The sequence below is a fragment of the Actinomyces sp. oral taxon 169 genome, from assembly GCF_013394715.1.
Lineage (GTDB): Bacteria > Actinomycetota > Actinomycetes > Actinomycetales > Actinomycetaceae > Actinomyces.
Genome location: NZ_CP058259.1, coordinates 878,323 through 903,306, shown reverse-complemented (window position 1 = coordinate 903,306; position 24,984 = coordinate 878,323). Strand labels below are relative to the sequence as shown.

The following is a 24,984-nucleotide window of genomic DNA, read 5'->3' as shown; positions in this document are numbered from 1 at the left end:
ATCGGGAGGCAATCACGCCTCAGGCGCATAGGCTTGGCTTGTGGAGAACACCAGGACGCGCACGACCAGCAGGGTTTTTGTGGCCCGCCTCATCGGCACCTCCGTCTTCGATCCCTTGGGCGATGAGGTGGGCAAGGTCCATGACGTCGTCGTCCTGCTGCAGATGCGCGGAGAACCCAGAGCCGTCGGCTTCGTCATCGAGGTCTCCAGCCGGCGCCGCGTCTTCCTGCCCCTGTCGAGGATCACCGCCATCGAGCCCGGAGCCGTCATCACCACGGGCCTGATGAACATCCGCCGCTTCACCCAGCGCCACGTGGAGACCCTGGTCGTCGGCGAGCTGCTGGACCGGGTGGTCACCATGCGCGACGGCTCGGGCAACGTCACGGTGCGCGACGTGGCCATCGAGCGCGACCGCGGCATGGACTGGAAGGTGACCCGCCTGTTCGTCCAGCGGGCCTCCTCAGGCCCTCTGGGCCTGCGCCGCGGGGAGACCTTCACGGTGCGCCCCGACGAGGTCAGCGGCCTGGCCGCCAGCGCCGACCAGCAGGGCGCCACCGCACTACTGGCCACCCTGGAGGACCTCAAGCCCGCCGACCTGGCCGACGTCATGCGCGACCTGCCCCAGGACAGCCAGATGCGCGTGGCCGCAGAGCTGACCGATGAGCGCCTGGCCGACGTCCTGGAGGAGCTCGGCAACGAGGACGCCGTCGCCCTCCTGTCCCGCCTGGAGGCCGGGCGCGCCGCCCACGTCCTGGACGCCATGCAGCCCGACGACGCCGCCGACCTGGTCGCCGATCTGCCCCAGCTCAAGGCCACCGAGCTGCTGGGCCTCATGGAGCCCGAGGAGGCCGAGGACGTGCGCCGCCTCATGGCCTACGACGACTACACCGCCGGCGGCCTGATGACCACCGAGCCGATCATCCTGCCCCCCGAGTCGACGGTGGCGACCTTCCTGGCCCAGTCCCGCAAGGCCGAGGTTCCTCCCGCCCTGGCCGCCATCGGCTTCGTGTGCCGCCCGCCCCTGGAGTCCCCCACCGGCAAGTTCGTGGGCATGATCCACTTCCAGAGGGCGCTGCGCGAGCGCCCCCAGCGCATGGTCGGCTCCATCGTGGACACCGACGTCGACTCCGTGCGCCCCGAGGACTCCATCGGTACCGTCACCCGCCTGCTGGCCACCTACAACCTGACGGCCCTGCCGGTCCTCGACGACGCCGGACGCCTGCTGGGCGCCGTCAGTGTCGACGACGTCCTGGACCACCTCATGCCCGACGACTGGCGCGTGGCCGACGAGGCCGTCACCGACGAGACGATCGAGAGGGGCGCCAATGCCTGACCAGCTCGACCAGCCCTTGCCCGACAGTCGCCTGCGGTGGCTGCGCAGGACGCATCCGGCCCACGCCTCGCGCTCGGACGGCTTCGGCCGCTTCGCCGAGGCCACCGCCCGCTTCATGGGCTCGCCCAAGTTCGTGCTCTACATGTCGATCTTCGTCGCTGTGTGGATCGTGGCGAACCTCATCCTGGCCAAGATGCAGCGGGCCTGGGACCCCTACCCCTTCATCCTGCTCAACCTGGCCTTCTCCACCCAGGCCTCCTACTCAGCCCCTCTCATCATGCTGGCCCAGAACCGGCAGGACGACCGCGACCGCGTCACCGCCGAGCAGGACCGCCAGCGCGCCCAGCGCAACCTGGAGGACACCGAGTTCCTCACCCGGGAGATCGCCGCCCTGCGCCTGGCCATGAACGACGTCGCCACCCGCGACTTCGTGCGCAGCGAACTTCGCGACATGCTCAGCGAGATCCTCGCCGAGGAGCGCCTCACCCGTGAAGAGATCGCCGAGTTCCAGGACAGCGGCGACGACGAGCCCAGCACCACTCCTGGACAGCGCACCGCCCAGTGAGGGAGCACCCGGCCCTCACGTGGGACTCGCCACCTGTCGTGGCGTTCGACGGCACCCCTAGGATGGGCCCATGACGCAACCGACTCATGACGCCGTCATGGAGGCGCTGGCCAGGGTCATCGACCCCGAGCTGCACCGCCCCATCACCGACCTGGGAATGGTCTCCACCGTTGACATCGCCGAGGACGGCGTGGTCAGCGTCGAGGTGCTCCTGACCGTGGCCGGGTGCCCCTTGAAGGACACGATCACCGCCGACACCCGGCGCGAGGTCAACACCGTCGAGGGTGTCACCGAGGTGCAGGTGAGCCTGGGCGTCATGAACGACGAGCAGAAGGCCGAGCTGCGGCGCCGCCTGCGCGGAGGGGCCGCCGAACCGGTGGTTCCCTTCACTCAGCCGGGCAACCTCACCCGGGTCTACGCCGTCACCTCCGGCAAGGGAGGGGTCGGCAAGTCCTCGGTGACTGCGAACCTGGCCGCCGCCATGGCCGCCCAGGGCCTGAGCGTGGGCGTGGTAGACGCCGACATCTACGGCTTCTCCATCCCCCGCATGCTGGGGGTGGACCGGGTGCCCACCCAGCTCGACGGCATGATCGTGCCGCCGGTGGCCCACGGGGTGAAGGTCATCTCCATCGGCATGTTCGTTGAGGATAAGCAGCCGGTTGTGTGGCGCGGCCCCATGCTGCACCGCGCCGTCCAGCAGTTCCTGTCCGATGTGTTCTGGGGCGACCTGGACGTCCTGCTGCTGGACCTGCCGCCTGGCACCGGCGACGTGACGATCTCCGTGGCCCAGCTGCTCCCGAACGCCGAGATTCTCGTGGTCACCACCCCGCAGACGGCCGCCGCCGAGGTCGCAGAGCGCACCGGCCTCATCGCCACCCAGACGCACCAGAAGGTGGTGGGCGTCATCGAGAACATGTCCTACATGCCCCAGCCCGACGGCTCACGCCTGGAGATCTTCGGCTCCGGCGGGGGCGAGATCGTCAGCGCCTCCTTGAGCGAGACCCTCGGCTACGAGGTGCCGCTGCTGGCCCAGCTGCCGCTGGACATCCGTCTGCGCGAGGGCTCTGACACCGGTCTGCCGGCCACCGTGGCCCAGGACGGCAAGCCGGCCGCCGACGCCCCCGCAGCCCTGGAACTGTCCGCTGTGGCCCAGCGCCTGACTCACCGCTCCCGCGGCCTGGCCGGCAAGAGCCTGGGGGTCACCCCGGCCTAATACCGGCCCCGCCGGTTCTCGACGAATCAGAAGTCGACGGCGATACGCGCGGCCTCGGCGCGGGTGCGGGCGGCGGCGTTGGCGGCTCGCACGATGTCACGCGGCGATAGAGGGTGCACGCGATTACGGGAGTCATCACCCGCCGCGGTGGCGTCCCCTGCATCCTCACCGGCGGCAGCGGCCTGCGGCTCGACCAGGCTTGTCGGGACCTCCACCGGCTCGGCCGGACGGTCGGACTGCTCCGGCTGCTCAGTGCTCTCCGCGTCCTCGGCGACCTCGGCCTCCCCGGACTGCTCGGGCTCTGTCTTCTCCGGCTCAGCCCCTTCAGCCGACTCGACCGACCCAGCATCAGTCTCGGCCTCGGCGTCGACGGCATGCTCGACGTCGTCGGCCTGCTGGAGCACTCCCCGCGGCGCAGTGGCGGGGGGCTGCTCAGCACTCTGCGGGCCCTCAGCGTTCTCGGCGCCCTCAGTGCTCTCGGTGTTCTCAGCCTTCTCGGTGTCCTTCTCGGCCAGCCGCTCGTCACGCTTGGCCTCGATCTGCTTGCTCAGCGACGAGGCCCGATCCTTCTTGACCACGTCGTTGACTGCCTGTGCGGCGTCGTCGGACATCTCCTTGGCGGCTGAGCCGACGGAGCGGAAGGGGTGGGCGAGGTCCTCGCGGATGGCGTCGATGTCCTCCCCCAGGGCATCGCGCACGATCTTGCGCGGGTCGTACTGGCGCGGATCGAGGCTGGACAGGTCCAGGTCGGCCATCTCGGGGCCGACTTCCTCGGCGATCTGGCTGCGCGCGTTGTCCAGGAACACCCTGAGCTGGCGCACCAGCTGCGTGAGCTTGCGGGTGTACTCGGGCAAGCGCTGCGGCCCCACCACGATCACCGCCACCAGGATGATGACGAGGAACTCATTTCCGTTGATGCCGAACACGCCGCTCAGTATAGGGAGTCCCACCGGTCCGAATCCGCCTCGGTTCGCCTACCGGCGGACTCACCCGGGCGAGCGCCCTTCCGCCTATCGGGCCGAACACCTGGAACAATGTGGCTTGAGGGGTGCGCCTGGCACCCCGCAGCAGAAGAAAGGCTCACAGTGAGTGCGGACAAGACGCTGAGCTGGTCCTACACGGAGGACTTCACCGCGGAGGACGAGGCCACCGCCCAGGCCCGCATACGCGGGCTCGAGCTCGGCATCACCCCGGTGTCCTCGGGGACCGGAGCGGCGCTGCGGATGTTGGCCGCCTCAGTGGGAGCCAAGTCCGTGGCCGAGGTCGGCACCGGCACCGGTGTCTCGGGTCTGTGGCTGCTGGGCGGCATGGGCACTGACGGGGTCCTCACCACGATCGACGTCGAGCCCGAGCTCCAGCGCGAGGCGCGTCGCGCCTTCGACGGGGCCGGCTACCCCTCCTCGCGCACCCGCATCATCCAGGGTCGGGCCTCGGACGTCATGCCCCGGATGGCGGCCCGCTCCTACGACATGGTGGTGCTCGACGTCGCCCCGGAGGAGGCGATCCTCCTGGCCTCCAACGCCCTGCGGATGCTGCGCCCCGGCGGGGTCCTGGCCGTCACTCGGGCCCTGTGGAACGACCACGTGGCCGACCCGGCCCGCCGCGACGTCACCACTGTGGCAGCCCGCGAGCTCGGCAAGGCGCTGCGCGCTTCCCGGGCGCTACTGACCACACTGCTGCCCGTCGGAGACGGCCTGCTCGTCTCCGTGCGCCAGACCTGACTGTTCACCGCCCAACCGGCCGGAACGACGAAGAGGGCCGGACCCGCATTGGGTCCGGCCCTCTCTCGCGAGGCTGGATGACTCGGCCACCGGCTCCTCGACGCCGAGGTCCCAGTGGTACCCGGCTGCCCCCGGGCGCCAGGATCGGTCAGATCTTGGCGTTGGCCAGGGCCTCTCCGAGTGCCTTGACCTCATCGGCCGTGATCTCGAGGACGAGTCGACCACCACCCTCAAGCGGAACCCGCATGATGATGGCGCGGCCTTCCTTGACGACTTCGAGGGGGCCGTCTCCGGTCCGGGGCTTCATGGCAGCCATGTGCTCACCTTTCGTCAGTGCTGCGCGGGCACATCGCCGCGCGACCTGTCATATTCTACGACATTCAAGGTGCAACGTTCGAGGATGGGCCCGCCATGACGCGACTCACGCCCCCGCCCGGCCGTCGCGCAGCCGGCGGGCCGCGCTGACCACGTAGTCCACAGCCTCCTCGGCATCGTCGACGACGTGCAGCAGGTCGGGGTCGCTCGTAGAGATCATGCCGCGCTCGATCATCGTGGTGCGCAGCCACTCCAGCAGCCCACCCCAGTAACCGCTGTCCACCAGGACGATGGGGAAGGAGGAGATCTTCTGAGTCTGAACCAGAGTGAGGGCCTCGAAGAGCTCGTCGAGGGTCCCCATCCCGCCGGGCATGACGACGAATCCGTCGGAGTACTTGACGAACATGGTCTTGCGGGCGAAGAAGTAGCGGAAGTTGACCCCGAGATCGACATACTCGTTCATGCCCTGCTCGTGGGGCAGCTCGATGCCCAGGCCCACTGAGGTCCCGCCGGCCTCATGGCACCCACGGTTGGCGGCCTCCATCATGCCCGGGCCGCCTCCGGTGATGACGGCGTAGCCGGCGCGTGCCAGCCCGGCGCCGACCTCCATGGCCATGCGATAGGTAGGGTCCTCGGGTTTGGTGCGTGCCGAGCCGAAGACGCTGATGGCCGGCCCCAGCTCCGCCAAGGCTCCGAAGCCCTCGACGAACTCCGCCTGGATGCGCATGACCCGCCACGGGTCGGCGTGGAGCCAGTCGGCGTCGGCGTCACTGCTCAGCAGTCGCGCGTCGGTGGTCTGGGTGGGGATCTGGGTGCCGCGCAGCACCACTGGCCCCTTGCGGTAGGACTCGCGTGTACTCATGCGGCCATGATCCCCTATTCCTGTCGAGGCGGCGATGTGTTCGAAGGCAGGAGCAGAGGACACACGAAGGACAGAAGTCCCAGAAATTCACTCCCGCCACCCACATCTTTCTCACCAGCATCTCATCTCTCAGAACTCTCAAAACAAACCCGAATTATACCGCCAATTTAATTCAAGACATCTTATCTTCAGGGGCTCTCCGTCACCCTGGTGACTGAATTCTCCTTGTGTTTGGAAACACCAGTGAGGAGCGTCATTGTGAGCGTTTCCAGAAGTTATCGCGAGGTACCGTCACAGATATGACCCGAGGCCCTGAAGATGTGTACGACGACGTGGCCGTGGACGCGTGGATCCAGGACGATCCGGATCCCGTCACCCGCGCCGAGCTCACTGAGCTGCTGAGCGCCGCCCGTTCTCATGGCGAGCAGGCCCAGGCGGCTCGCAGGGCACTCAGCGACGCCTTCAGCGGCACCCTCGCCTTCGGCACGGCCGGCCTGCGAGGCCGCCTGGGCGGGGGCCCCAACCGGATGAACCGGGTCGTCGTCATCCGCGCCGCGGCGGGGTTGTCCGCTTACCTCAAGGACCGTCTCGGTGAGGGCTTCAGCGTCGTCATCGGTTACGACGCCCGCCACAACTCCAAGCGGTTCGCCCTCGATACGGCCGCGGTCGTCACCGGTGCGGGCGGTCGGGCCATTCTCTTCGAGTCGCACTGCCCGACCCCGGTACTCGCCTTCGCGCTGCGGCGCCTGGAGGCCGACGCCGGCGTCATGGTGACGGCCTCGCACAACCCTCCGCAGGACAACGGCTACAAGGTCTACCTGGGCGGGCGGGCCGTGACCGACTCGGGTCAGGGGGCCCAGATCGTTCCCCCCTATGACAGCCAGATCGCTGCGGCGATCGACGCCGTCGGCCCGGTCAGCTCCGTACCCCGCCCGCAGTCGGGCTGGGAGACGGTCGACCCGGAGATCCGGGAGGAGTACATCGAGCGGGCCGCTCAGGCGGCTCGGATGACGGCCCCCGCCCCGGTGAAGATCGTGTTGACGGCGATGCACGGCGTGGGTGGGGCCACGTGCCGTGAGGTGCTCGCGCGAGCCGGGTTCACCGACGTCGTCGAGGTGGCCGAGCAGTTCGAGCCGGATCCAGACTTCCCGACGGTGGCCTTCCCCAACCCGGAGGAGCCTGGGGCGCTGGACCTGGCGCTGGACAAGGCCCGTCAGGTCGATGCGGACCTGGTGATCGCCAACGATCCCGATGCGGATCGTTGCTCGGCGGCGATCCCGGACGAGAACGCTCCCGGCGGCTGGCGTCAGCTGACGGGCGATGAGGTCGGCGCGCTCCTGGGTGAGCAGGCCGCCGAGCTGGCCGCTTTCGCCGGCAACGGGGTCCTGGCCTGTTCCGTGGTCTCCTCCCGCCTGCTGCGCCGGATCGCCCAGTCCCACGGCTTGGGCTTCCGCCGCACCCTGACGGGCTTCAAGTGGATCAGCCGTGAGCCGGGCCTGGTCTTCGGCTACGAGGAGGCCCTGGGCTACTGCGTCGATCCTGCCGCGGTGCGGGACAAGGACGGCATCTCCGCCTCCGTGCGGTTGGCGGTGCTGACCTCCGTGCTCAAGCAGCAGGGCCGGACCTTGCAGGATCTGCTCGACCGGCTCGCGCGGGAGCACGGGCTGCACGCCACGAGCCCGTTGAGCATGCGGGTCGAGGACCTTGACATCATCACCAGCACCATGGAGCGTCTGCGTTCGGGCGGGGCACCGGCCAAGCTCGCCGGTTCCCCGATCACCAAGACGGTGGATCTGCTCGACGGCATCTCGGACGGCAACGGCGGCACCCTTCCCCCCACGAACGGCCTGGTGTGGGTGACGGCCTCGGATGACCGGGTGGTCGTGCGACCCTCAGGGACCGAGCCCAAGCTCAAGTGCTACTGCGAGGTGATTCTGCCGACGAATGACGCTCCGGTGGCGCAGGTGCGGGAGGCGGCCGCCGAGCGTCTGGAGGCCATCAAGGCCGACCTGCGCGGCATTCTGGGGATCGCTGCCTGAACAACCCCCATTGCATGCCTGGCTCCGGCGTCGCCGGGAGCGCCCGCGCAGGATCGGCGCAGGCTCAGCCCCGGCGTAGCAGCGGCACTCGCACCCAGGCACCGCGCGTCGCGGCCCAGTGGAGCAGGGCTGAGACCAGGTAGACCACTCCACAGGCCACGGCGATGACTCCGCCTGCCGACAGGTTCAGCTGCACTGCGATCAACAACCCGGCCAGGGACGTCACCGCACCGAGAATCGGGGCGCCGATCAGCAGCCGGCTCATGGTGCGCGTCCACGGCGCCAGCGCGGCCGCGGGCGCGGCGATGAGCGCGATGGGCAGAATCGTGCCGACGGCGGGAACGAGCATCACGATGGTCAGGGTAATCATGACCATGACGGTTCCCTCGGCCCAGGCGGGCTTCAGCCCGCTGGCGCGGTATCCCAGCGGGTCAAAGCTGTAGAAGGTGAGGAACCGCCCGGCCACCGCGAGCACGAGGACCGTCAGCGCCAGGACGGTGCCGACGGCAATGACATCGACGCGATTGACGTTGAGCACGGATCCGGCCAGGAAGGAGTCCACCTTGATCGGCAGCGGGGCGAACCACTTGTTGAGGAAGTAGCCCAGAGCGAATCCGAAGGTGAGGACAACGCCGGCGGCCGACTGCGAGGAGATTCCGGGGACCTGGGAGAGGCGCCGCATGAGCCAGATCATCGGCAGGCACATGACGGCGGCTCCCACCAGCACCAGCGCCGACAGGAGGGTGAAGTCGGCGCGCTGACCGAGGACCGCCCGCGAGAACCAGGCGGCGGTGACCACGCCGACGATCGCTCCGGGGAAGGTCGCGTGAGTGAGTGACTCGGTGAAGAAGATCCGGCGGTGAACCAGTGCAAGCGCCCCCACGAGCCCGGCCAGGAGCCCCATGAGAAGGACCTCGACGATGGGCAGCAGGAGGATGTCGAAGCCGATTCTCATACCCGGCTCCTCTCGGTCGCCGGGGTCACGGTACTCGCCGAGCCCTCCGGTCCCCCGATGGGATCGGTACTGGCCTCCGCGCCCACCGTCGTCGAGGTCACCCCAGCTGTTGCGGACTGCGCCGAGCCGGCCCACCGAGCCGGCCCGCGCAGCCTTTCGCGCGCGGTTGAGACGCCGACGGCGATCAGGAGGATCCCGGTCATCACCAGGGCCACGGTGGCCTGCGGGGAGATGGGCTTGTCGGAGGTCTCGGGCAGGGCCATGAGCAGCATGCCCAGGTATCCCCCGCCCACACCCACGGCGATGGCGACCAGGACCATGGTGCGTACCCGGGAGGCGAGGACGCGCGCCGTCGCACCGGGGATGACGAGGTAGCCGATGACCAGGAGGATCCCCACCGCCGTCGAGGCGGAGACCACCGCTGCAGCGATGGCGGTGTTGAGGACCAGGTCCAGTGCGAGGAGTCTCAGCCCGGAGGCGCGGGCGCCGGTGCGGTCGAAGGCGTAGGCCACCTGCTCCTTCCAGGTCGCCGCAATGAGCAGCAGTGCGACGGCGCACACGATGAGCGCCTGGGCGAGGCGCTCATCGGTGACCTCCAGGAGGCGGCCGAACATGAGGGCCTCGAGTTGGCCGGACATGTCGCCCTTGGCCAGGGACAGGATGAGCCCGACGGAGAAGAAGCTGGTGAGGACGACGGCGGTGCCGGCCTCGGAGGCCTCCCCCCGATGCGAGCGGTGCGAGACGATGGTCAGCACCACGGCCGCGGCGACGGCGACGACGGAGGCCGCCGGGATGATTGCGTCGATCCCCCAGTAGACGGCGCCGGCGACGATCCCGGGGAAGACTGCGTGGACCATGGCCTCGGCGCTGAACTCGGCGCTGCGCAGGTTGACGATGACACCGATGACGCCGGCGACGACGCCCAGAAGCACCACCATCACCAGGGGGCGGAAGAGGAAGGGGTACGTCGCCAGCCCTATGAGCCCGGGGATGTTGAGGGCCGCCAGGCGCAGCTGCTCGAGGGCCTGGCTGAAGAGCGTCATCGCCTCACTCATGACGGCTCCTGCGTGCCCGCGCCGGAACGGAGCCCCAGCAGCCGGGTGGTGCCGTGGCCGCCGTAGGCCTCGTCGATATAGCGGGCCACGAGCACCTCGTCGCGCGGGCCGAAGGCGATCTGCCGTCCGGCCAGGAGGGCCGCCTGCTCGCAGGTCTCCTGGGCCAGAACGAGGTCGTGGGTGGAGATGACCAGGGAGATGCCCTGGTCCTTGAGGTCAGTGATGATGGACAGCAGGGCGTCCCGGTTGGGCTGGTCCAAGCCGTTGAAGGGCTCATCGAGGAGGATGAGGCGGGGCCGGGCGGCCACGCAGCGCGCCACGAGGACGCGCTGCTGCTGGCCGCCGGACAGGGTGCCGAAGCGCCTGTCGGCACGGTCGGCCAACCCCACGCTCTCAAGGGCCTCCAGCGCCCGACGACGGGCCTCGGCGCCGGGGCGCCGCAGGATGCCGAGCTGGGAGTACATGCCCATCTGGACCACCTCCCGCACGGTGACGGGGAAGGTGGGGTCGAGGTCGCTGAGCTGAGGAACGTATCCGACGGACCCCCGTGGCGCTCTGCCCGGTGCCGCCCCGTTGACACGCACCCGGCCCCTGCTGACGGTCACCATGCCGAGCAGTGCCCGCATGAGTGTCGTCTTGCCCGAGCCGTTGGGGCCCACGAGGGCGAGGGCCTGCCCGGCCGGGACCCGACCGGTGACACCGGTGAGCACGGTGGAGGAGCCGTAGGAGAAGGAGGCGTCCTCCAGGGTGACGACCGGTTCGGCAGCAGCGGTCCGGGTGGTTGGGGAGGTCATCGAGGGAGTGCGATCACGGGGGTCTGTCATACGGTTCCTCACTTGACGTCGGAGGCCTTGGGGCTCCACTGGGCGAGGTCGGCGGGGATCTCGGTGACCGTACCGCCCCAGGCCTTGGTGAGGTTGGAGACGTTGTGGAGGATGGAGCCGATGTAGGTCTCGCCGTCGGATCCGGGGGTCCCCAGGGAGTCGCCGTAGAGGGCCTCATCACCGATGACCGCCTTGACTCCGGCGACCTCGGCGACCTTTTGGATGGACTTGGGGTTGTTGGAGTTCTCAGCGAAGATGGCCACGGCCCCGGAGGACTTGACCTTGTCCGCGGTCTGCTGGATCTTGTCGGCGGTGGCGTCCTGCTGGGCGTTGAAGTCGGACAGGGCGGCCCCCTCGAACTTCACGCCGAACTCCTTGCTGAAGTAGCCGAAGGCGTCGTGGCTGGTGAACAGGACCCGCTTGTCCTGGGGTACCGAGTTAAGGGAGCCGGCGGCCCATTCGTCGAGCTTCTTGAGCTTGGCGACGTAGGCGTCCACGTGGCTGCGGAAGACGCCGGCCTGGTCGGGGGCGGCCTTCTCCAGGGCGGCACCGATGTTGGTGACCTGGACGATGGCGTTCTTCGGTGAGGTCCACACGTGCGGGTCGAAGCGGAACTCGGGCTCGCTCTCCCCCTCCTCCGGCGGGAAGGGCCACTTGGCGACCTCGACCTTGGCGCTGCCCCGGTCGACCTTGTAGGGCTTGGCCTCCTCCTTCTTCTTCTGGGCGGCCAGGTCGTCGACGTCGGCGGCCCCGGCGACCCCGGAGGTCACCACCATGGTGCCCTTGAAGCCGGTGGAGTCGACGGCGGAGTCCAGGAAGTGCTCGAGGTCGACGCCGGAGACGAAGAAGAGATCCGCCTCGGACAGGGCCTTGGACTGGGCTGTGGTCATGTCGTGCTCGTGCGCTGAGGCGTTGGGGGCCAGCAGGCAGGTGAGCTTGAGGTGGGAGGTGGCCTTGGCGGCGTCGGCTCCGAAGTGCTGGGTCTTGCCGTCCGCGCCGGTGCGGTCGAAGGAGAGGTCACTGGAGGCGTCGCCGCTGGCGAGCTGAGTGATGTAGTCGCAGATCTGCGTGGTGGAGGCGACCGCCTTGACCGTTCCCGCGGCGTCGGCCGAGGTCGAGCTGTGACCACAGGCAGCCAGGGCGGGAGCGGACAGGGCGAGGCAGGCGAGCGCCGCGACGCTGCGGCGACTCATACTGGGGATGGTTCTCATAGAGCCGAGTATAGTTTCGGGGACCCGAAACTTGGCAAGTTGAGGCGATCCTTCCTGCTGCATACCGAAGGGGACACGACGGGCCCGGCTGCTGTGCCGGGCCCGTCCGTGAGGTGCGGTGATGTGCGGTGACGCGCGGTTCCTTTCAGTCCTCCAGCCCCTCCAGGACGGCGGCGCTGGCGGACAGGCCCAGGCGGTTGGCGCCGGCCTCGACCATGGCCAGGGCGTCGGCGGCGGTGCGAATGCCGCCGGAGGCCTTGACGCCGAGGCGCTCTCCCACGGTGGCGCGCATGAGGGCGACGGCGTGGGTGGAAGCTCCGCCGGCGGGGTGGAAGCCGGTGGAGGTCTTGACGAAGTCGGCCCCGGCGGCCTCGGCGGCGCGGCAGGTGGAGACGATCTCCTCATCGGTGAGGGCGGCGGACTCGATGATGACCTTGAGGACGGCGCCCCGGCAGGCCTCGCGCACGCCGCGGATGTCGGCCTCGACGGCGTCGGCGTCACCCTCCTTGACGAGGCGGAGGTTGACGACCATGTCGATCTCCTCGGCGCCCTTGGCCAGGGCGTCGGCGGCCTCGGCGGCTTTGACGGCGGTGGCGTGGGCACCGGAGGGGAAGCCGCTGACGGTGGCCACGTGCAGGTCGTCGGGTACGTCCACCGGCAGGAGGCTCGGGGAGACGCACACGCTGTGGGTGCCCAGGTCCGCAGCCTCGGCGATGAGCGCATTGACCTGGGCGGTGGTGGCCTCGGGCTTGAGGAGGGTGTGGTCGATGAGGCGGGCGATCCGGGCGCGCGTGGTCATGGGGGTCCTTCCTGGTGGGCAGTCACGACATCATGTCCCGACCGATTTCATCGGGGCAACGTCGACTCTGCCCGGCGGAGGACGCGAAGCGCCCACGCCTGCAGGACGAGCGGAATGAGGAGAACTGCCGGGATCCATAGTCCGCGTAGACCGTACAGGCCGATGGCGAAGGGAACCGACAGGATCGCCACCGCCCCGAGGACTCCGACGGTGAAGATCATGATCGCCAGGGCTCGCTGAATATCCCGGAGACTCGCATCATGGCTGACAGTCGACATCAGACACCACCCTTAGCGGAACGTAGATTCGCGTATCCGGTTCTCAACCTCTCGGGCCATAAGAATACTCGCCATGGTCAGTTCTCGGGCGCGATGACGGCGAGGACGCGGGGCCAGTTGCCGAGCTCGCGGGGGCCGGGACGGCGCGGATCGCGCGGGGCAGTCAGGTCGAGGGGGCGCACGGCGCCGCTGGAGGGCTCGTAGATGTGTGCGCGCCCCTCACCGGGGTCCTCCTGCCCGATGGTCCGCCAGGGCAGGGCCAGGACGTAGTGGCGGGGCACGGCCGGCGTGCGCGCCAGGGACGCGCGCAGCCTCGCCCTCGCCGTGGGCTCGCCGTCGGCGTCGGCGTCGAGGACGAGCGGGCCGCCGGTGACCAGGATGACCGGGAGTCCGCCTGCCAGCACCTCACGGATCGAGGCGACCTCACTGCCCCAGGCGGGGCCGTGGTCGCTCACCCACCTCACCGTGTAACGACGGCGCCCGCCGCCCAGAGTGCAGGTGCTCGCGATCTCGGTCATCTGCCGGGCCACGGACCAGGGCGTGGAGCCCAGCGCCTTCGGCCAGGGCAGGACCCCCAGGCCGCGGACATTCATGGCCCGCTGGAGACGCAGCTGCTGGCGGGACAGGACGGAGATCAGCTGCTTGCCCTCCCGGCCGGGTAGCGAGGCGGTCATCTCCTGGGCAAGGTCGCCTGTCACGGCTGCGCGCTCGCCGGGCGCCAGGAGCAGGCGTGCGGCCAGGAGGCAGGTGGGCCCGCAGGTCGTGGCGTCGGTCTGGGTCAGGGTGATGGCCTGGCCCGCCTGGGTGAGGCGGCCCACTCGCAGCCGGGAGTTGACGGCTCGGGCGACGATGGCGGGCTCCATCTGCCGGGGCGTGGTCATCCGATGCGCTCCAGGATGACGCCGCGCTGACGGCGGGCCACGGCGTCGGCCGCCTCCGGCGATCCGGCCTCGGAGATGACGATGCCGCCGGCGAGCGCCTCCCGGGCGCGGGTGAAGCGCTCGGGGGTGGCGGTGTGCAGGGTGAGCAGCGGTTGGCCGGCGCGCACCTCGTCGCCAGGCTTGGCGTGCATGGTGACGCCGGCGACGGCCTGGACCGGGTCCTCCTTGCGGGCCCGCCCGGCCCCGAGGCGCCAGGCGGCCACCCCGACGGCGAGGGCGTCCAAGGTGGTGAGGACCCCGTCGGCCGGGGCGGTGACGGTCTCGGTCTCCGGGGCGACGGGCAGAGGTGCGTCCGGGTCTCCTCCCTGGCGGGAGATCATGTCGCGCCAGATGTCCATGGCCCGTCCGTCGGCCAGGGCGGCACGGGCCTCGTGCTCCTCCACGGGTCTGCCGGCGGCGGCGCACATCTCCAGGGCCAGGGCCACGGTGAGGTCGACGACGTCGGCCGGTCCCCCGCCGGCGAGCACCTCGAGGGACTCGGCGACCTCGAGGGCGTTGCCGGCGGTGCGCCCGAGTGGGGTGGACATGTCGGTGAGCAGGGCGCGGGTGGTCACGCCGGCGTCGGTGCCCAGGGCCACCATGGTGGAGGCGAGCTCGCGGGCCTGGCCGATCTCCTTCATGAATGCGCCCGAGCCGACCTTGACGTCCAGGACGAGGGCGCCGGTGCCCTCGGCGATCTTCTTGGACATGATCGAGGATGCGATGAGGGGGACGCAGGAGACGGTGGCGGTGGTGTCGCGCAGGGCGTAGAGGCGCTTGTCGGCGGGGGCCAGTCCCGCCCCGGCGGCGCAGATGACGGCGCCGGGGCCGTCGGCGTCGAGCATCGCCAGGATCTCTTCGCCCGTGAGGTCGGCCCGCCAGCCCGGGATGGACTCCAGCTTGTCCAGGGTCCCGCCGGTGTGCCCGAGCCCGCGTCCGGACAGCTGGGGGACGCTCACTCCGAAGACGGCCACGAGCGGCGCCAGCGGCAGGGTGATCTTGTCCCCCACTCCCCCGGTGGAGTGCTTGTCCGCCGTGGGGCGTGTCAGGCCGGAGAAGTCCATGCGCTCACCGGAGGCGATCATGGCGTCGGTCCAGCGGGCGATCTCGGCCCGGCTCATGCCGCGCAGGTAGATGGCCATGGCCAGGGCGCTCATCTGCTCCTCGGCAACGGCGCCACGGGTGTAGGCATCCACGACCCAGTCGATCTGGGCGTCGGTCAGGGCGGCGCCGTCGCGCTTGGCGGCGATGACGTCGACGGCGTCGAAGGGCTCGACGGAGGGCGTGGCGGGGACGGTCACGGGGTTCTCCTTCATCTGTGGCTGCTGGTCAGCCGGCCCTCAGCTCTGCGGGCCGACGACGCGTTCGACGTCGTCGGCGCAGAAGCGGTCGGGCAGGACCTCGTCGATGCTCATCATCCCCGAGGGCATGGCCAGCACCATACCGTCGGCGGCGTGCTCGCTCAGGAGCTGGCGGCAGCGCCCGCACGGCGCGAGGGCCCGGCCGTGGGCGTCCACGCAGGCGAAGGCGACCAGGCGGCCTCCCCCGGTGCGGGTGAGCTCGGAGACGAGGCCGCACTCGGCGCACAGGGTGACGCCGTAGCCGGCGTTCTCCACGTTGCATCCCGAGACGAGTCGGCCGTCGTCGACCAGGGCGGCGGCGCCGACCTTGAAGCGGGAGTAGGGGGCGTAGGCGTGGGTCATGGCCTCCACAGCGAGCTCGTGCAGGGCCCGCCAGTGGGCGTCGGTCAGATCGGTGGGCACGATGCTGCTCACGGGTAGGGCACCCCCTCGGCGGCCGGCGCACGCACCTTGCCCACGAATCCGGCCACCGCCAGGATCGTGACGATGTAGGGGATCATGGAGATGATGTCCGGTGAGACCGAGCTGCCGATGACCGGCAGGGTCTGGGCCACGGAGGTGGCGAAGCCGAAGAGCAGGGCCGCCCCCAGGGAGCCCAGGGGCCGCCAGGCGCCCAGGATCATGGCGGCCAGCGCGATGTAGCCGTTGCCGGCGGTCATGTCGTTCTCGAAGGACAGGCCCGAGCCGACGGTGAAGAAGGCCCCACCCAGTCCCGCGAGCGCCCCGGCCAGGGCCAGGTTGGCCACGCGGGTGCGCATGACGTTGATGCCGACGGTGTCGGCGGCCTTGGGGTGCTCACCGCAGGCCCGCAGCCTCAGTCCCCACCGGGAGCGGAAGAGCATGACGGACAGGACCGCCACGGCCGCGTACATCAGGTAGACGAGGATCGTCTGGCGGAAGAGGACCGGCCCGATGATCGGGATCCGGGACAGCAGCGGCACCGCCAGGGTGGGCAGGCGCAGGGCCCGGTTGAGGCTGGGGCTGGAGGACAGGAAGGTGGAGAACAGGAAGCCGGTGAGCCCGGAGACCAGGACGTTGAGGACGACGCCGACGACGATCTGGTTGACCCGGTAGCGCAGGCCGAACAGGGCCAGGAGGAGGGCCACGAGGACTCCGGCCACGGGGGCGGCCAGGATCCCCACCCAGGGGTTGGAGCAGGCCGAGGCGACGACGGCACCCAGGAAGGCCCCGCCCAGGAGCTGGCCCTCGATGGCGATGTTGATGGTGCCCGAGCGCTCCCCGATGATCCCGGCCAGTGAGCCGTAGACGAGGGGGACGCTCAGTCCCAGCGCGGAGGACAGGATGGTCACCAGGGGGATGACGCCGCGGCTTCCGGCCCCTGCCCAGGCCAGGAAGGCCAGGACGAATCCGATGCCGATGAGGACGGCGACCCAGGTCGGAATCCTGCGGCGGCGCCGGGAGCGGTCGAAGGCGACGGCGGTGGCCGCCACGACGATCCCTGCGGCGGTGAGGATGACCAGGCGCGCGTTGAGCTCGGGGGCCCCGAGCCGGAAGAGGTCGGAGGAGGCGGTCAGGTCGAAGGTCGTCGAGCCGCGGGCCCCCAGAGCCATGAGCCCCTGCAGGAGGAGCACGACGACGCCAGTGATCGGGATCTTCAGATCCATGGGCGCCGCCGTCGCGGGCGCGGAGGCATCCGGTGCGGTCGCGGCGTGAGAGTCGGCGGAAGCAGTTGATGCGCTCATGGCTCAGGCCTCCTTCGCGGCGGGAGCGGCCGGGGCTGCGGCCGGCACTGAGGCGGGGGACGGATCGGTGCCACCGAGTGGCTCTCGGCGCTCCGGGAGCCGGAAGATGGCCCGGATCAGGGGCGGCGCGGCGATGAACAGCACGATCGTGGACTGCAGGACCAGGACGATCTTGATGTGGGTGCCCGGGGCGGCCTGCATGGCGGTGCCCCCGGCGCGCAGCGCCCCGAAGAGCAGGCCGGCCAGCACGGTCCCCAGGGGGCGGGAGCGGCCCAGGAGTGCCACCGTGATGGCGTCGAAGCCGATGGTGCCCACGACGGACTCGTCCATGCTCTTCTGGGTGCCCAGGACCGGCGCGGTGGCGGCCAGCCCGCACAGGGCGCCGGAGATCATCATGACCAGGCTCGTCACCCAGGGAACGCTCATGCCTGCGGTGCGGGCGGCGTCGGCGTTGAGGCCGGTGGCCCGCAGCTGGAAGCCGAGGCGGGAGCGCTCCATGAGCCACCACACGGCCACGGCGACCAGCAGGGCCAGGAGGAAGCCGGTGTGGAGGCGGAAGGAGTCGCCGGCCAGTGAGGGGTACTGGGCGGTATCCGCCACGGTCAGGGACTTGCGGTTGCCGGTCTCCCCCTCCCCGTTGAAGTCCTTGAGGCTGAGCACCTGGGACAGCAGGTGGGCGGCGATGGAGTTGAGCATGATCGTCACGATCACCTCGTTGGCGCCGGTGCGGGCCTTGAGGACGCCAGCGATACCGCCCCACACCAGTCCTCCCAGGGCCGCCCCGACGACGGCCAGCAGCAGGTGGGCCACCGGGGGCAGGTTCCAGGCGATGCCCACGTAGCAGGCGGTGATCGCCCCGAGGATCATCTGCCCCTGGCCGCCAATGTTGAACAGGCCGGCTCGGAAGGCCACCGCCATGCCGAGCCCGGCGATGATGAGTGGGGTGGCGTTGGTCAGGGTGTCGGTGATGGGGCGGATCATGCGCACGCCCGTGGTGGCGCGCCAGTCGAAGACGGCGCCGCGCAGCAGGGAGCTGTAGGCCTCGCTCAGGGTGGAGGCGGTGGCGTGGAGGAAGTCGCCGGGGCGGTTGAGCAGGTAGGTGGCGGTGTAGCGCACCTCGGAGTCGGCCGCGAGGATGAGGATCGAGCTGAGGATCAGGGCGGTCAGGACCGCGAGCAGCCCGACGACGGCCGGTGAGGAGGCGATCTGCCGCAGCAGGGCGGCCTGGCCGCTCGGGCCGTGCTCAGCGTGGTCCTCGGACGGGGGCTTCGGGGTCGCTTCGGTGCTGGAGCCGGTCGTGGAGGTGCTCATCGTGTCTGCTCCTGAGGGTCGAGGGCCTGCTCGGCGGGGGTGCCGGCCATCATGAGGCCCAGGGCGTCACGGGCGGTGTCAGCCGGGACGGTGCCGACGATCCGTCCGCGGTACATGACGGCGATCCGGTCGGCCAGGGCGTAGATCTCATCGAGCTCGGAGGAGATGATGAGGACGGCGGTGCCGGTGTCCCGCTCGGCGACGATGCGCTGGTGGACGAACTCGATGGAGCCCACGTCCAGGCCGCGGGTGGGCTGGGAGGCGACGAGGACCTTGAGGGGCCGGGAGAGCTCGCGGGCGAGGATGGCCTTCTGCTGGTTGCCTCCCGAGAGGGTGGAGATGGCGTCGTCGACGTCGGTGACGCGCACGTCGAACTCCTCGCGCATCCGGTGGGCGGCGTGGCGCACGCGCGTCGGGGACAGTGACGGGCCCCGCCCCAGGGAGGGGTCGTCGTAGCGGTCCAGGACCATGTTCTCGGCGACGGACAACTCGGCGACCATGCCGTCGGTGGCGCGGTCCTCGGGCACGAAGCCCAGTCCGGCTCGCAGGCGGCGGCGCACCGTGTGGCGGGTGACCTCCTGGCCGTCGAAGGCGATGGAGCCGGTGGTGGGCGCTCGCAGTCCCAGGATGACCTCGCTCAGCTCGGTCTGGCCGTTGCCCTGGACGCCGGCGATGGCAAGGATCTCGCCGGCGCGCACGTGCAGGTCGATGTCCTCAAGCAGGGCGGTGCCGTCCTCGATGAGGCTGATGCCCTCCAGGGCGAGCCCGTCGTCCCCGGGGTCGGCCGGGGGCTTGTCGACGGTCAAGGAGACGTCGTGGCCGACCATGAGACCGGCGAGCTCGGCGGCCGAGGCGGTGGGCTCAGCGGTGCCGACGACGCGGCCGCGACGGATGACGGTGATGGTGTCGGCGACCTCGCGGATCTCGCGCAGCTTGTGGGTGATGAAGACGATGGAGGTGCCCGACGCCTTGAGCTCGCGCATGATGGTGATGAGCTCGTCGGTCTCCTGCGGGGTGAGCACGGCGGTGGGCTCGTCGAGGATGAGGATCCTGGCGTCCCTGGCCAGGGCCTTGATGATCTCCACGCGCTGCTGGACGCCCACGGGCAGGTCCTCGATGAGGGCGTCGGGGTCGACGTCGAAGCCGAAGCGGCGGGAGATCTCGGTGACCTTGGCGGCGGCGGCGCCGGTGTTGATGAGCCCCAGCGACCCGACCGGCTCGTAGCCCAGGGCGACGGACTCGGCCACAGTGAAGACGGGCACGAGCATGAAGTGCTGGTGGACCATGCCGATGCCGGCGGCCACGGCGTCGCCCGGACCGGAGAAGGTGACGGGCTCGTCGTCGATGAGGATCTCTCCGGCGTCGGGCTGGTGGAGGCCGTAGAGGACGTTCATGAGCGTGGACTTGCCCGCGCCGTTCTCGCCCAGGAGGGCGTGGATCTGGCCGGGTTCGACGGTTACGTCGATGTGGTCGTTGGCCACGAGCGGCCCGAAGGCCTTCGTGATCCCGCGCAGCTCAAGCTTCACAACAGGCTCGCTTCCGGGTGGCGGTGGAGGCTCGGGGCGCCGGCCCCGGCCGGGCGGTCAGGAGGGGTCGTAGGGGGTGGAGACGTCGAGGGACCCGTCGATGATCTGGCCTCGCAGCTCCTCGAGCCTGGCCTTGACCGGCGCCGGCACCCGGGAGTCAAAGTCGTGGAAGGGTGCGGCGGCCACCCCGCTGTTCTTGAGGGTTCCGATGTAGGGCTCGGAGGAGAATCTGCCCTCGGAGGCGTTCTTGACGGTGTCGAAGACCGAGTTGCCGATCTCCTTGACCACAGAGGTCATGATGATGCTGCCGTCACCGGAGGAGGTGTAGCCGTCGGAGTCGACCCAGATGACGGCGTTGGTGCCCCCGGCGTCGTTCTTCTGGCGCACGGAGGACAGCGTGCCCTGGCCGACGGGGCCGGCCACCGGCATGATGATGTCCGCTCCCTGGGAGATGAACTGCTCGGTGATGGCCTGGCCCTTGGCGGCATCGGTGAAGTTGCCGACGAAGGAGCCGCCCTTTCCGGTGGTGGTGTCCCAGCCCTTGACCTGGACCTGGGCGCCGGTGTCCTGGTTGTAGCGGGCCACTCCCTTGGCGAAGCCGTCCATGAAGATCTGGACGGTGGGCAGAGGCTTGCCGCCGTAGGTGCCCACGACCCCGGTGCGGGAGGTGCCGGCGGCGGCGTACCCGGCCAGGTAGGCGGCCTCGGCCGTCTTGAACAACAGAGGCTTGGTGTTGGGCAGGGCGGCGGGCTTGCCGTCGGCGCCGATGAAGGAGGCGTCGATGAGGGCGAACTGGATGTCGGGGTTGGCCTTGGCCGACTCGGTCAGGTCGGCGGCGATGTTGAAGCCGACGCCGATGACGAGCTTGCAGTTCTGCTGGATGAGCGCGTAGATGTTGGTGGCGTAGTCGGCCGAGCTCTCCGACTGCACTGCGATGGTCTTGACTCCCAGCTCCTTGCCGGCCCGGTCCAGGCCCTTCTTGCCGGACTCGTTGAAGGAATGGTCGTCGAATCCGCCCTCGTCGGAGAGCATGCAGGCGGTGAAGTTCTTGGCTCCCTCCAGGTTGCGGGTGGGCCGCTGGGCCGGTGGCGTCCCGCAGGCGGCCAGGGCCAGGGCCACAGCCGCGCCGAGCGTCATCGCGGAGCAGGCCTTCTTCATGGAAACCTCCGTGGTTCTCCCGTGCGACGGGGGACACATTCGAATGTCAAGGATAGGCGAGAATCCCTCATTCTCACACCACCCTTTCCTCCGGGATGAGCTCGCGATCGTCGTGGTTTCGATGAGGGACCCGGCGCCGGAGGACTGTCTTCTTCCGAGCCGGGCCCCTCAAGACCTCAGCGGTTCCAGCGGTCCCAGCGACTTCGACGGCTGCTGCGCCCGCGGTGCAGTGGTCCGGCTAGAGCAGGTCCTCTCGGCCGGCCGCCTTGAGGGCGTCGACGACGCTCTTGACGTCCTGGGCGTGCTCGGGGGTGGTGACCAGGAGGGCGTCGGGCGTATCGACGACGACGGTGCCCGGCACTCCCAAGAGCACCACCGTGCGTCCGGAGGTGGAGGCGATGAGGGCCCCGTCGGAGTCGAGGGCCCGGATCTCCGCGCGCGGGGCGGCGTCGCCGGCGGCGCCGGTAGACCCGTCAGTGTCGTCGCTGTCGTCGAGCACTCCGGCACCGGTGGCCGGCCCCTCGGTGCGCGGAGGGACGAGGTCGGTCAGGGCGTCGAATCCGCCGACGTCGTTCCAGCCCATGGAGACCGGCACGGTGGCCACTCCCCCGGCTGCGGCCACCGGCTCGGCGATGGCGTGGTCGATGGCGATCTTCTCCAGGGCGGGCCAGCGCTCGGCCAGGACCTCCTCGCGCTCGGGGGCGTCCCAGACGGCGGCGATGGCCTCGATGCCCTGGGCCAGCTGGGGTCTGAGCTCGGCGAGGTGGTCCAGGAGGACGCCGGCGCGGACCACGAACATGCCGGCGTTCCAGCGGTAGTCGCCGGTGGCCAGGTAGGCGGCGGCGGTGTCGGCGTCGGGCTTCTCGGTGAAGCCCAGGACCCGACGTCCGTCGGGGGCCCCGGGCACGTCGGTGGGGTCGCCGGCGTGGATGTAGCCGAAGGCGGTCGAGGGGCCGGTGGCCTCGATCCCGATGGTGACCACCCAGCCCTGCTCGGCCAGGCGGGCGGCCTGGCGGACGGCGTCGGCGAAGGCGGCCCGGTCGGCCACGGTGTGGTCGGCGGCGAAGGAGCCGACGACGGCGTCTCGTCCGTGTCGGTGGGCGATGACGGCGGCGGCCAGGCCAATGGCCGCCATGGAGTCGCGCGGGGAGGGCTCAGCCAGGAGGTTGTCGCGCGGGATGCTCGGGAGCTGGTCGGCCACGGCGGCGATGTGGGCGACGCCGGTGACGACCGTCGTCGTCGCGGTCACCGGGGCCAGTCGCTCCACCGTGTCCTGCAGAAGGCTGCGGCCGGCCCCGGTGAGGTCGAGGAGGAACTTGGGGCGCCGGCGCCGGCTGAGCGGCCACAGCCGGGTGCCCGCACCGCCTGCGGGAATGATGGCGTGAATGGCCGGCGCCGACCCGTCGGGCTGTACGGCGCGATCGGACGTGCCAGGGTTGCCAGAAATCTCAGTCACCGGCACAGGCTAGCGCTCGGACCGCAACCTCGCACACACTACCGCCCCAGTCTCAGCATCTACATCCCGGGCCGAGAGACCTTCTTCCGCTGAGTCGTTTTCATGACACCTGCGGCAATCAAACCAATAATGCCGAGTACCACTCCACCTGCCGCTGCTTTGCGAACCGTATAGGCGCTCTCACCAAGCCATCCTTGACTCTTCCACTGGGCACGAGCCTGATAGCTCTCAATGGTGATGGGACAGTCCCCCTGGTCCGGATCGCTGAACCCGGAACTGACGGACCCATCGGTGACACATTCGTACTTGGGGGCCTCTCCGCTCGCAGGAATAAGACTGACCCCAATGGCTCCCGCACCCACTACCAGCAGAACCAACGCAAAGATGAGCACTCGTTTAGACGCCGACACAACGACTCCTTTCAGGGGAAGAGAACAAGGAATGTGTTCGATACGCAGTATTACCCGTGTGGACGAGAATCTCAACCCAGGATTCACGAACCACCGACGTATATATCCCCTATCGATTCGGTAGGCACCCGAGGCCTCAAGAACACATCATCCTCATCGTTTGACTCGTGAAAAACTCGCCGTCGGGCGTCAGCACCACCATTCACCGCCTCTCCCATAAGTGCTTCCATGCACTCACGGGATCGGCACCGGGGGGACGTAGTCGGGGTGCGCCGTCGGGTCCGCCTCGAGACTGCCGGTGATGGACTGGCGGGGCCAGGCCAGGGTCTCGGGCACGGAGAGCGTCACGTAGTTGGGGCGCTCGTGGGCGTGGACCTCGTCGGGGTGGTCGACGTCGCGGGGCAGCGGCGGGTTGGCCATCCAGGCCGCCACGAGCAGCACGACACGGCTGGTCAGGTGCAGCCACAGGATGAGGACGGCGATGGCCGCGAAGGAGGCCAGAAGCGGGTTGCGCGTCACCGAGCCGACCGCCCCGGTCCCCACCTGGCGCAGCACACCCAGGGCGAAGGCGCCCAGCATGCAGCCCTGCAGCAGGTCGCGTCGGGGCGGGCGGATGCCGCACACGGTGATGAGGAGCACCAGGACGCCGGTGTCGATGAGGAAGGAGAGCAAGAGCGTCATCACCCACGCCCCGGTTCCGGTCAGCGACTGCGGCAGGCCCAGGGAGCGACCGACACTGCCCGACAGCGTCGTGGTGACCACCGAGGCCACGGCCGTCACCAGCACTCCGGCCACGATGACGAGGAACCCCGCGATATTCGCCAGCTGCCCGATCACCGGCCTCATGACGGGATTGACCAGTCCGAACATGGCCCGCAAGGCGATCTTGAGAGTGCCCATGAGGCTGATGACGGAGTAGATGAAGGCCCCGGCCGCCAGCACCGATCCCAGGTTGAGCGCTGAGGGGAGCGTCAGCTGCTCGACCGAGACCAACCCCTGGCCGTTGCCTTTGTCGATGACACCGGGCAGCAGCGAGTTGATGGAGTCCACGACGGCGACCCGGATGGTGGGGTGCTGACCGAGCATCGCCATGAGCATGCTCACGCCAATGACGAGGACGGCGAAGACCGAGAACATGCCCGTGTAGGCGATTCCCCCGGCCATGAGCGCGCCGCGCGCCGTGCCGTAGCGGATCAGGGCCCGGCCGACCCGCAAGCGCCGCCCGACCGCCAACAGCTCCTTGACGCGCTCGATCACACCGAGACCACCGGAGTCGTCGGGGGTACCGGCAGTGCGGTCGCCGCGGTGTCAGCGGAGGCGTCAGGGGCCAGGGAGCCTCCGAAGGCGAAGGCGGCCACCACGTCCCAGCCCCCTTCCGAAGCCGGGCACTGGCTATCGCCGTGGCCGGCGGGCCGGCTGCGGTGTCGGTAGAGATGAAGCTCGGTGACGGTGAAGTTCATGGTCAGGTCCGCACCCTTCCTCGCCGCGGTGTCGAGACCGTCCTCGGCAACCTCGTGAGCCAGGGTCACGTGAGGATGGAAGGGGAAGCTGAGCGAACGGGCCAGGGGCCCTCGGCGGTCGCGCACCCGCACCTGAAGACGGTCGCACTCCTCGGCGCCGCTGCGCAGCCCGAGGTAGACCACGGGGCTGACGGGCCGGAAAGTGCCGACCTCGTCGAGCCGCACCTCGAAGGGGCTCGTCCCGGCGGCCACGTTGCGCAGGTGGCGCATGACCTCGTCGAGGGAGTCGAGGTCGACGGCCGTGGGCGGCAGCAGCGTGATGTGGGGCGGCACGACCTCGGCCAGAGGATCCCCGGCGGCCTCCCGCACCGCACGCACCTGGGCGGCGTAGTGGGAGGGCAGGGCGATGGCCACACCGATGACGCACTGGTGCGCGCCTGGTGCGGGGATCTGCATGACTCCTGGGCTCCTACGGGATGACTGGTTGACCGGGCTGATGAGGTGTCGGC

24 protein-coding genes are annotated in these 24,984 nt (G+C 69.8%); 5 read left to right on the top strand and 19 right to left on the bottom strand.

The features are described 5' to 3' along the window. The first annotated feature begins 40 nt into the window (after positions 1 to 40). The 3 genes from HW274_RS03880 (at position 41) to HW274_RS03870 (ending at position 3,111) form a co-directional block, all read left to right on the top strand. Positions 41 to 1,333: a magnesium transporter MgtE N-terminal domain-containing protein gene (locus tag HW274_RS03880; protein ID WP_029316613.1), complete on the top strand. Its 1,293-nt coding sequence runs from the start codon at positions 41 to 43 to the stop codon at positions 1,331 to 1,333. Continuing rightward, the gene (locus HW274_RS03875) at positions 1,326 to 1,898 is read left to right on the top strand and encodes a DUF1003 domain-containing protein (RefSeq protein ID WP_185989237.1); all 573 of its coding nucleotides are present in this window, start codon (positions 1,326 to 1,328) and stop codon (positions 1,896 to 1,898) included. The genes HW274_RS03880 and HW274_RS03875 overlap by 8 nt, the downstream gene beginning before the upstream one ends. Before the next feature lie 70 nt (positions 1,899 to 1,968). After that, the gene (locus HW274_RS03870) at positions 1,969 to 3,111 is read left to right on the top strand and encodes an Mrp/NBP35 family ATP-binding protein (protein ID WP_060956540.1); all 1,143 of its coding nucleotides are present in this window, start codon (positions 1,969 to 1,971) and stop codon (positions 3,109 to 3,111) included. Positions 3,112 to 3,137: 26 nt separating this feature from the next. Here the strand turns inward: HW274_RS03870 and HW274_RS03865 are convergent, their stop codons facing one another. Next, on the bottom strand, positions 3,138 to 4,037 hold the full coding sequence (locus HW274_RS03865) for a twin-arginine translocase TatA/TatE family subunit (RefSeq protein ID WP_185989236.1): 900 nt from the start codon (positions 4,035 to 4,037) through the stop codon (positions 3,138 to 3,140). A gap of 159 nt (positions 4,038 to 4,196) precedes the next feature. Here HW274_RS03865 and HW274_RS03860 point away from each other — a divergent pair, with 159 nt between their 5' ends. Beyond that, on the top strand, positions 4,197 to 4,832 hold the full coding sequence (locus HW274_RS03860; RefSeq protein WP_009406302.1) for an O-methyltransferase: 636 nt from the start codon (positions 4,197 to 4,199) through the stop codon (positions 4,830 to 4,832). A gap of 148 nt (positions 4,833 to 4,980) precedes the next feature. On the opposite strand, the gene HW274_RS03855 is transcribed toward HW274_RS03860, so the two are convergent. Continuing rightward, positions 4,981 to 5,148: a DUF3117 domain-containing protein gene (locus tag HW274_RS03855; protein ID WP_009396029.1), complete on the bottom strand. Its 168-nt coding sequence runs from the start codon at positions 5,146 to 5,148 to the stop codon at positions 4,981 to 4,983. Positions 5,149 to 5,253: 105 nt separating this feature from the next. Then, positions 5,254 to 6,009, bottom strand: coding sequence for a TIGR00730 family Rossman fold protein (locus HW274_RS03850; RefSeq protein ID WP_185989235.1), 756 nt, complete (start codon positions 6,007 to 6,009; stop codon positions 5,254 to 5,256). Positions 6,010 to 6,308: 299 nt separating this feature from the next. Here HW274_RS03850 and HW274_RS03845 point away from each other — a divergent pair, with 299 nt between their 5' ends. Then, positions 6,309 to 8,048 carry a phospho-sugar mutase gene (locus HW274_RS03845; RefSeq protein ID WP_185989234.1) on the top strand — a complete coding sequence of 580 codons (1,740 nt, stop codon included), beginning with the start codon at positions 6,309 to 6,311 and terminating at the stop codon, positions 8,046 to 8,048. Positions 8,049 to 8,112: 64 nt separating this feature from the next. Here the strand turns inward: HW274_RS03845 and HW274_RS03840 are convergent, their stop codons facing one another. The 16 genes from HW274_RS03840 to HW274_RS03765 form a co-directional block, all read right to left on the bottom strand. Then, entirely contained in the window at positions 8,113 to 9,003 is an 891-nt protein-coding gene (locus HW274_RS03840; protein ID WP_185989233.1) for a metal ABC transporter permease, read from the bottom strand. Next, the gene (locus HW274_RS03835) at positions 9,000 to 10,058 is read right to left on the bottom strand and encodes a metal ABC transporter permease (RefSeq protein WP_185989232.1); all 1,059 of its coding nucleotides are present in this window, start codon (positions 10,056 to 10,058) and stop codon (positions 9,000 to 9,002) included. The genes HW274_RS03840 and HW274_RS03835 overlap by 4 nt, the downstream gene beginning before the upstream one ends. Continuing rightward, positions 10,055 to 10,882 (bottom strand): metal ABC transporter ATP-binding protein, encoded by an 828-nt coding sequence (locus HW274_RS03830; protein WP_396027387.1) that lies wholly within the window; start codon positions 10,880 to 10,882, stop codon positions 10,055 to 10,057. Before HW274_RS03830 ends, HW274_RS03835 begins: the two co-directional genes overlap by 4 nt. 8 nt (positions 10,883 to 10,890) lie before the next feature. Further along, positions 10,891 to 12,075 carry a metal ABC transporter substrate-binding protein gene (locus tag HW274_RS03825; protein ID WP_185989559.1) on the bottom strand — a complete coding sequence of 395 codons (1,185 nt, stop codon included), beginning with the start codon at positions 12,073 to 12,075 and terminating at the stop codon, positions 10,891 to 10,893. A 163-nt stretch (positions 12,076 to 12,238) separates the two neighbouring features. Continuing rightward, entirely contained in the window at positions 12,239 to 12,892 is a 654-nt protein-coding gene (gene deoC / locus HW274_RS03820; RefSeq protein WP_185989230.1) for a deoxyribose-phosphate aldolase, read from the bottom strand. Between the two features lie 47 nt (positions 12,893 to 12,939). Beyond that, positions 12,940 to 13,170 (bottom strand): hypothetical protein, encoded by a 231-nt coding sequence (locus HW274_RS03815; RefSeq protein WP_185989229.1) that lies wholly within the window; start codon positions 13,168 to 13,170, stop codon positions 12,940 to 12,942. Between the two features lie 77 nt (positions 13,171 to 13,247). Next, a complete protein-coding gene (locus HW274_RS03810; RefSeq protein WP_185989228.1) occupies positions 13,248 to 14,051 on the bottom strand; it encodes a hypothetical protein in 804 nt (267 codons plus the stop codon). Continuing rightward, positions 14,048 to 15,406 carry a thymidine phosphorylase gene (locus HW274_RS03805; protein WP_221935783.1) on the bottom strand — a complete coding sequence of 453 codons (1,359 nt, stop codon included), beginning with the start codon at positions 15,404 to 15,406 and terminating at the stop codon, positions 14,048 to 14,050. Before HW274_RS03805 ends, HW274_RS03810 begins: the two co-directional genes overlap by 4 nt. A 24-nt stretch (positions 15,407 to 15,430) precedes the next feature. After that, a complete protein-coding gene (locus HW274_RS03800; protein ID WP_185989226.1) occupies positions 15,431 to 15,865 on the bottom strand; it encodes a cytidine deaminase in 435 nt (144 codons plus the stop codon). Beyond that, positions 15,862 to 17,154, bottom strand: a complete 1,293-nt coding sequence (locus HW274_RS03795) for an ABC transporter permease (protein WP_185989225.1) — start codon at positions 17,152 to 17,154, stop codon at positions 15,862 to 15,864. Before HW274_RS03795 ends, HW274_RS03800 begins: the two co-directional genes overlap by 4 nt. Before the next feature lie 3 nt (positions 17,155 to 17,157). Next, on the bottom strand, positions 17,158 to 18,465 hold the full coding sequence (locus HW274_RS03790; protein WP_185989224.1) for an ABC transporter permease: 1,308 nt from the start codon (positions 18,463 to 18,465) through the stop codon (positions 17,158 to 17,160). Then, on the bottom strand, positions 18,462 to 19,991 hold the full coding sequence (locus HW274_RS03785; RefSeq protein WP_185989223.1) for an ABC transporter ATP-binding protein: 1,530 nt from the start codon (positions 19,989 to 19,991) through the stop codon (positions 18,462 to 18,464). Before HW274_RS03785 ends, HW274_RS03790 begins: the two co-directional genes overlap by 4 nt. A gap of 57 nt (positions 19,992 to 20,048) precedes the next feature. Beyond that, positions 20,049 to 21,149 (bottom strand): BMP family protein, encoded by a 1,101-nt coding sequence (locus tag HW274_RS03780; RefSeq protein ID WP_185989222.1) that lies wholly within the window; start codon positions 21,147 to 21,149, stop codon positions 20,049 to 20,051. Positions 21,150 to 21,387: 238 nt separating this feature from the next. After that, a complete protein-coding gene (locus HW274_RS03775) occupies positions 21,388 to 22,611 on the bottom strand; it encodes a mannose-1-phosphate guanylyltransferase (RefSeq protein WP_185989221.1) in 1,224 nt (407 codons plus the stop codon). A gap of 638 nt (positions 22,612 to 23,249) precedes the next feature. Next, entirely contained in the window at positions 23,250 to 24,272 is a 1,023-nt protein-coding gene (locus HW274_RS03770) for a YihY/virulence factor BrkB family protein (protein WP_185989220.1), read from the bottom strand. Beyond that, a complete protein-coding gene (locus tag HW274_RS03765) occupies positions 24,269 to 24,931 on the bottom strand; it encodes a 2'-5' RNA ligase family protein (RefSeq protein ID WP_185989219.1) in 663 nt (220 codons plus the stop codon). Before HW274_RS03765 ends, HW274_RS03770 begins: the two co-directional genes overlap by 4 nt. Positions 24,932 to 24,984 lie beyond the last annotated feature (53 nt).

What these genes read in the sequence shown, in the direction of transcription:
- HW274_RS03875 (WP_185989237.1), top strand. Translation starts at nt 1,326, where the DNA reads ATGCCTGACCAGCTCGACCAGCCCTTGCCCGACAGTCGCCTGCGGTGG.
- HW274_RS03870 (WP_060956540.1), top strand. Translation starts at nt 1,969, where the DNA reads ATGACGCAACCGACTCATGACGCCGTCATGGAGGCGCTGGCCAGGGTC.
- HW274_RS03855 (WP_009396029.1), bottom strand. Translation starts at nt 5,148, where the DNA reads ATGGCTGCCATGAAGCCCCGGACCGGAGACGGCCCCCTCGAAGTCGTC.
- HW274_RS03850 (WP_185989235.1), bottom strand. Translation starts at nt 6,009, where the DNA reads ATGAGTACACGCGAGTCCTACCGCAAGGGGCCAGTGGTGCTGCGCGGC.
- HW274_RS03845 (WP_185989234.1), top strand. Translation starts at nt 6,309, where the DNA reads ATGACCCGAGGCCCTGAAGATGTGTACGACGACGTGGCCGTGGACGCG.
- HW274_RS03840 (WP_185989233.1), bottom strand. Translation starts at nt 9,003, where the DNA reads ATGAGAATCGGCTTCGACATCCTCCTGCTGCCCATCGTCGAGGTCCTT.
- HW274_RS03835 (WP_185989232.1), bottom strand. Translation starts at nt 10,058, where the DNA reads ATGAGTGAGGCGATGACGCTCTTCAGCCAGGCCCTCGAGCAGCTGCGC.
- HW274_RS03830 (WP_396027387.1), bottom strand. Translation starts at nt 10,882, where the DNA reads ATGACAGACCCCCGTGATCGCACTCCCTCGATGACCTCCCCAACCACC.
- HW274_RS03825 (WP_185989559.1), bottom strand. Translation starts at nt 12,075, where the DNA reads ATGAGTCGCCGCAGCGTCGCGGCGCTCGCCTGCCTCGCCCTGTCCGCT.
- deoC (WP_185989230.1), bottom strand. Translation starts at nt 12,892, where the DNA reads ATGACCACGCGCGCCCGGATCGCCCGCCTCATCGACCACACCCTCCTC.
- HW274_RS03815 (WP_185989229.1), bottom strand. Translation starts at nt 13,170, where the DNA reads ATGTCGACTGTCAGCCATGATGCGAGTCTCCGGGATATTCAGCGAGCC.
- HW274_RS03810 (WP_185989228.1), bottom strand. Translation starts at nt 14,051, where the DNA reads ATGACCACGCCCCGGCAGATGGAGCCCGCCATCGTCGCCCGAGCCGTC.
- HW274_RS03805 (WP_221935783.1), bottom strand. Translation starts at nt 15,406, where the DNA reads ATGAAGGAGAACCCCGTGACCGTCCCCGCCACGCCCTCCGTCGAGCCC.
- HW274_RS03795 (WP_185989225.1), bottom strand. Translation starts at nt 17,154, where the DNA reads ATGAGCGCATCAACTGCTTCCGCCGACTCTCACGCCGCGACCGCACCG.
- HW274_RS03790 (WP_185989224.1), bottom strand. Translation starts at nt 18,465, where the DNA reads ATGAGCACCTCCACGACCGGCTCCAGCACCGAAGCGACCCCGAAGCCC.
- HW274_RS03780 (WP_185989222.1), bottom strand. Translation starts at nt 21,149, where the DNA reads ATGAAGAAGGCCTGCTCCGCGATGACGCTCGGCGCGGCTGTGGCCCTG.
- HW274_RS03765 (WP_185989219.1), bottom strand. Translation starts at nt 24,931, where the DNA reads ATGCAGATCCCCGCACCAGGCGCGCACCAGTGCGTCATCGGTGTGGCC.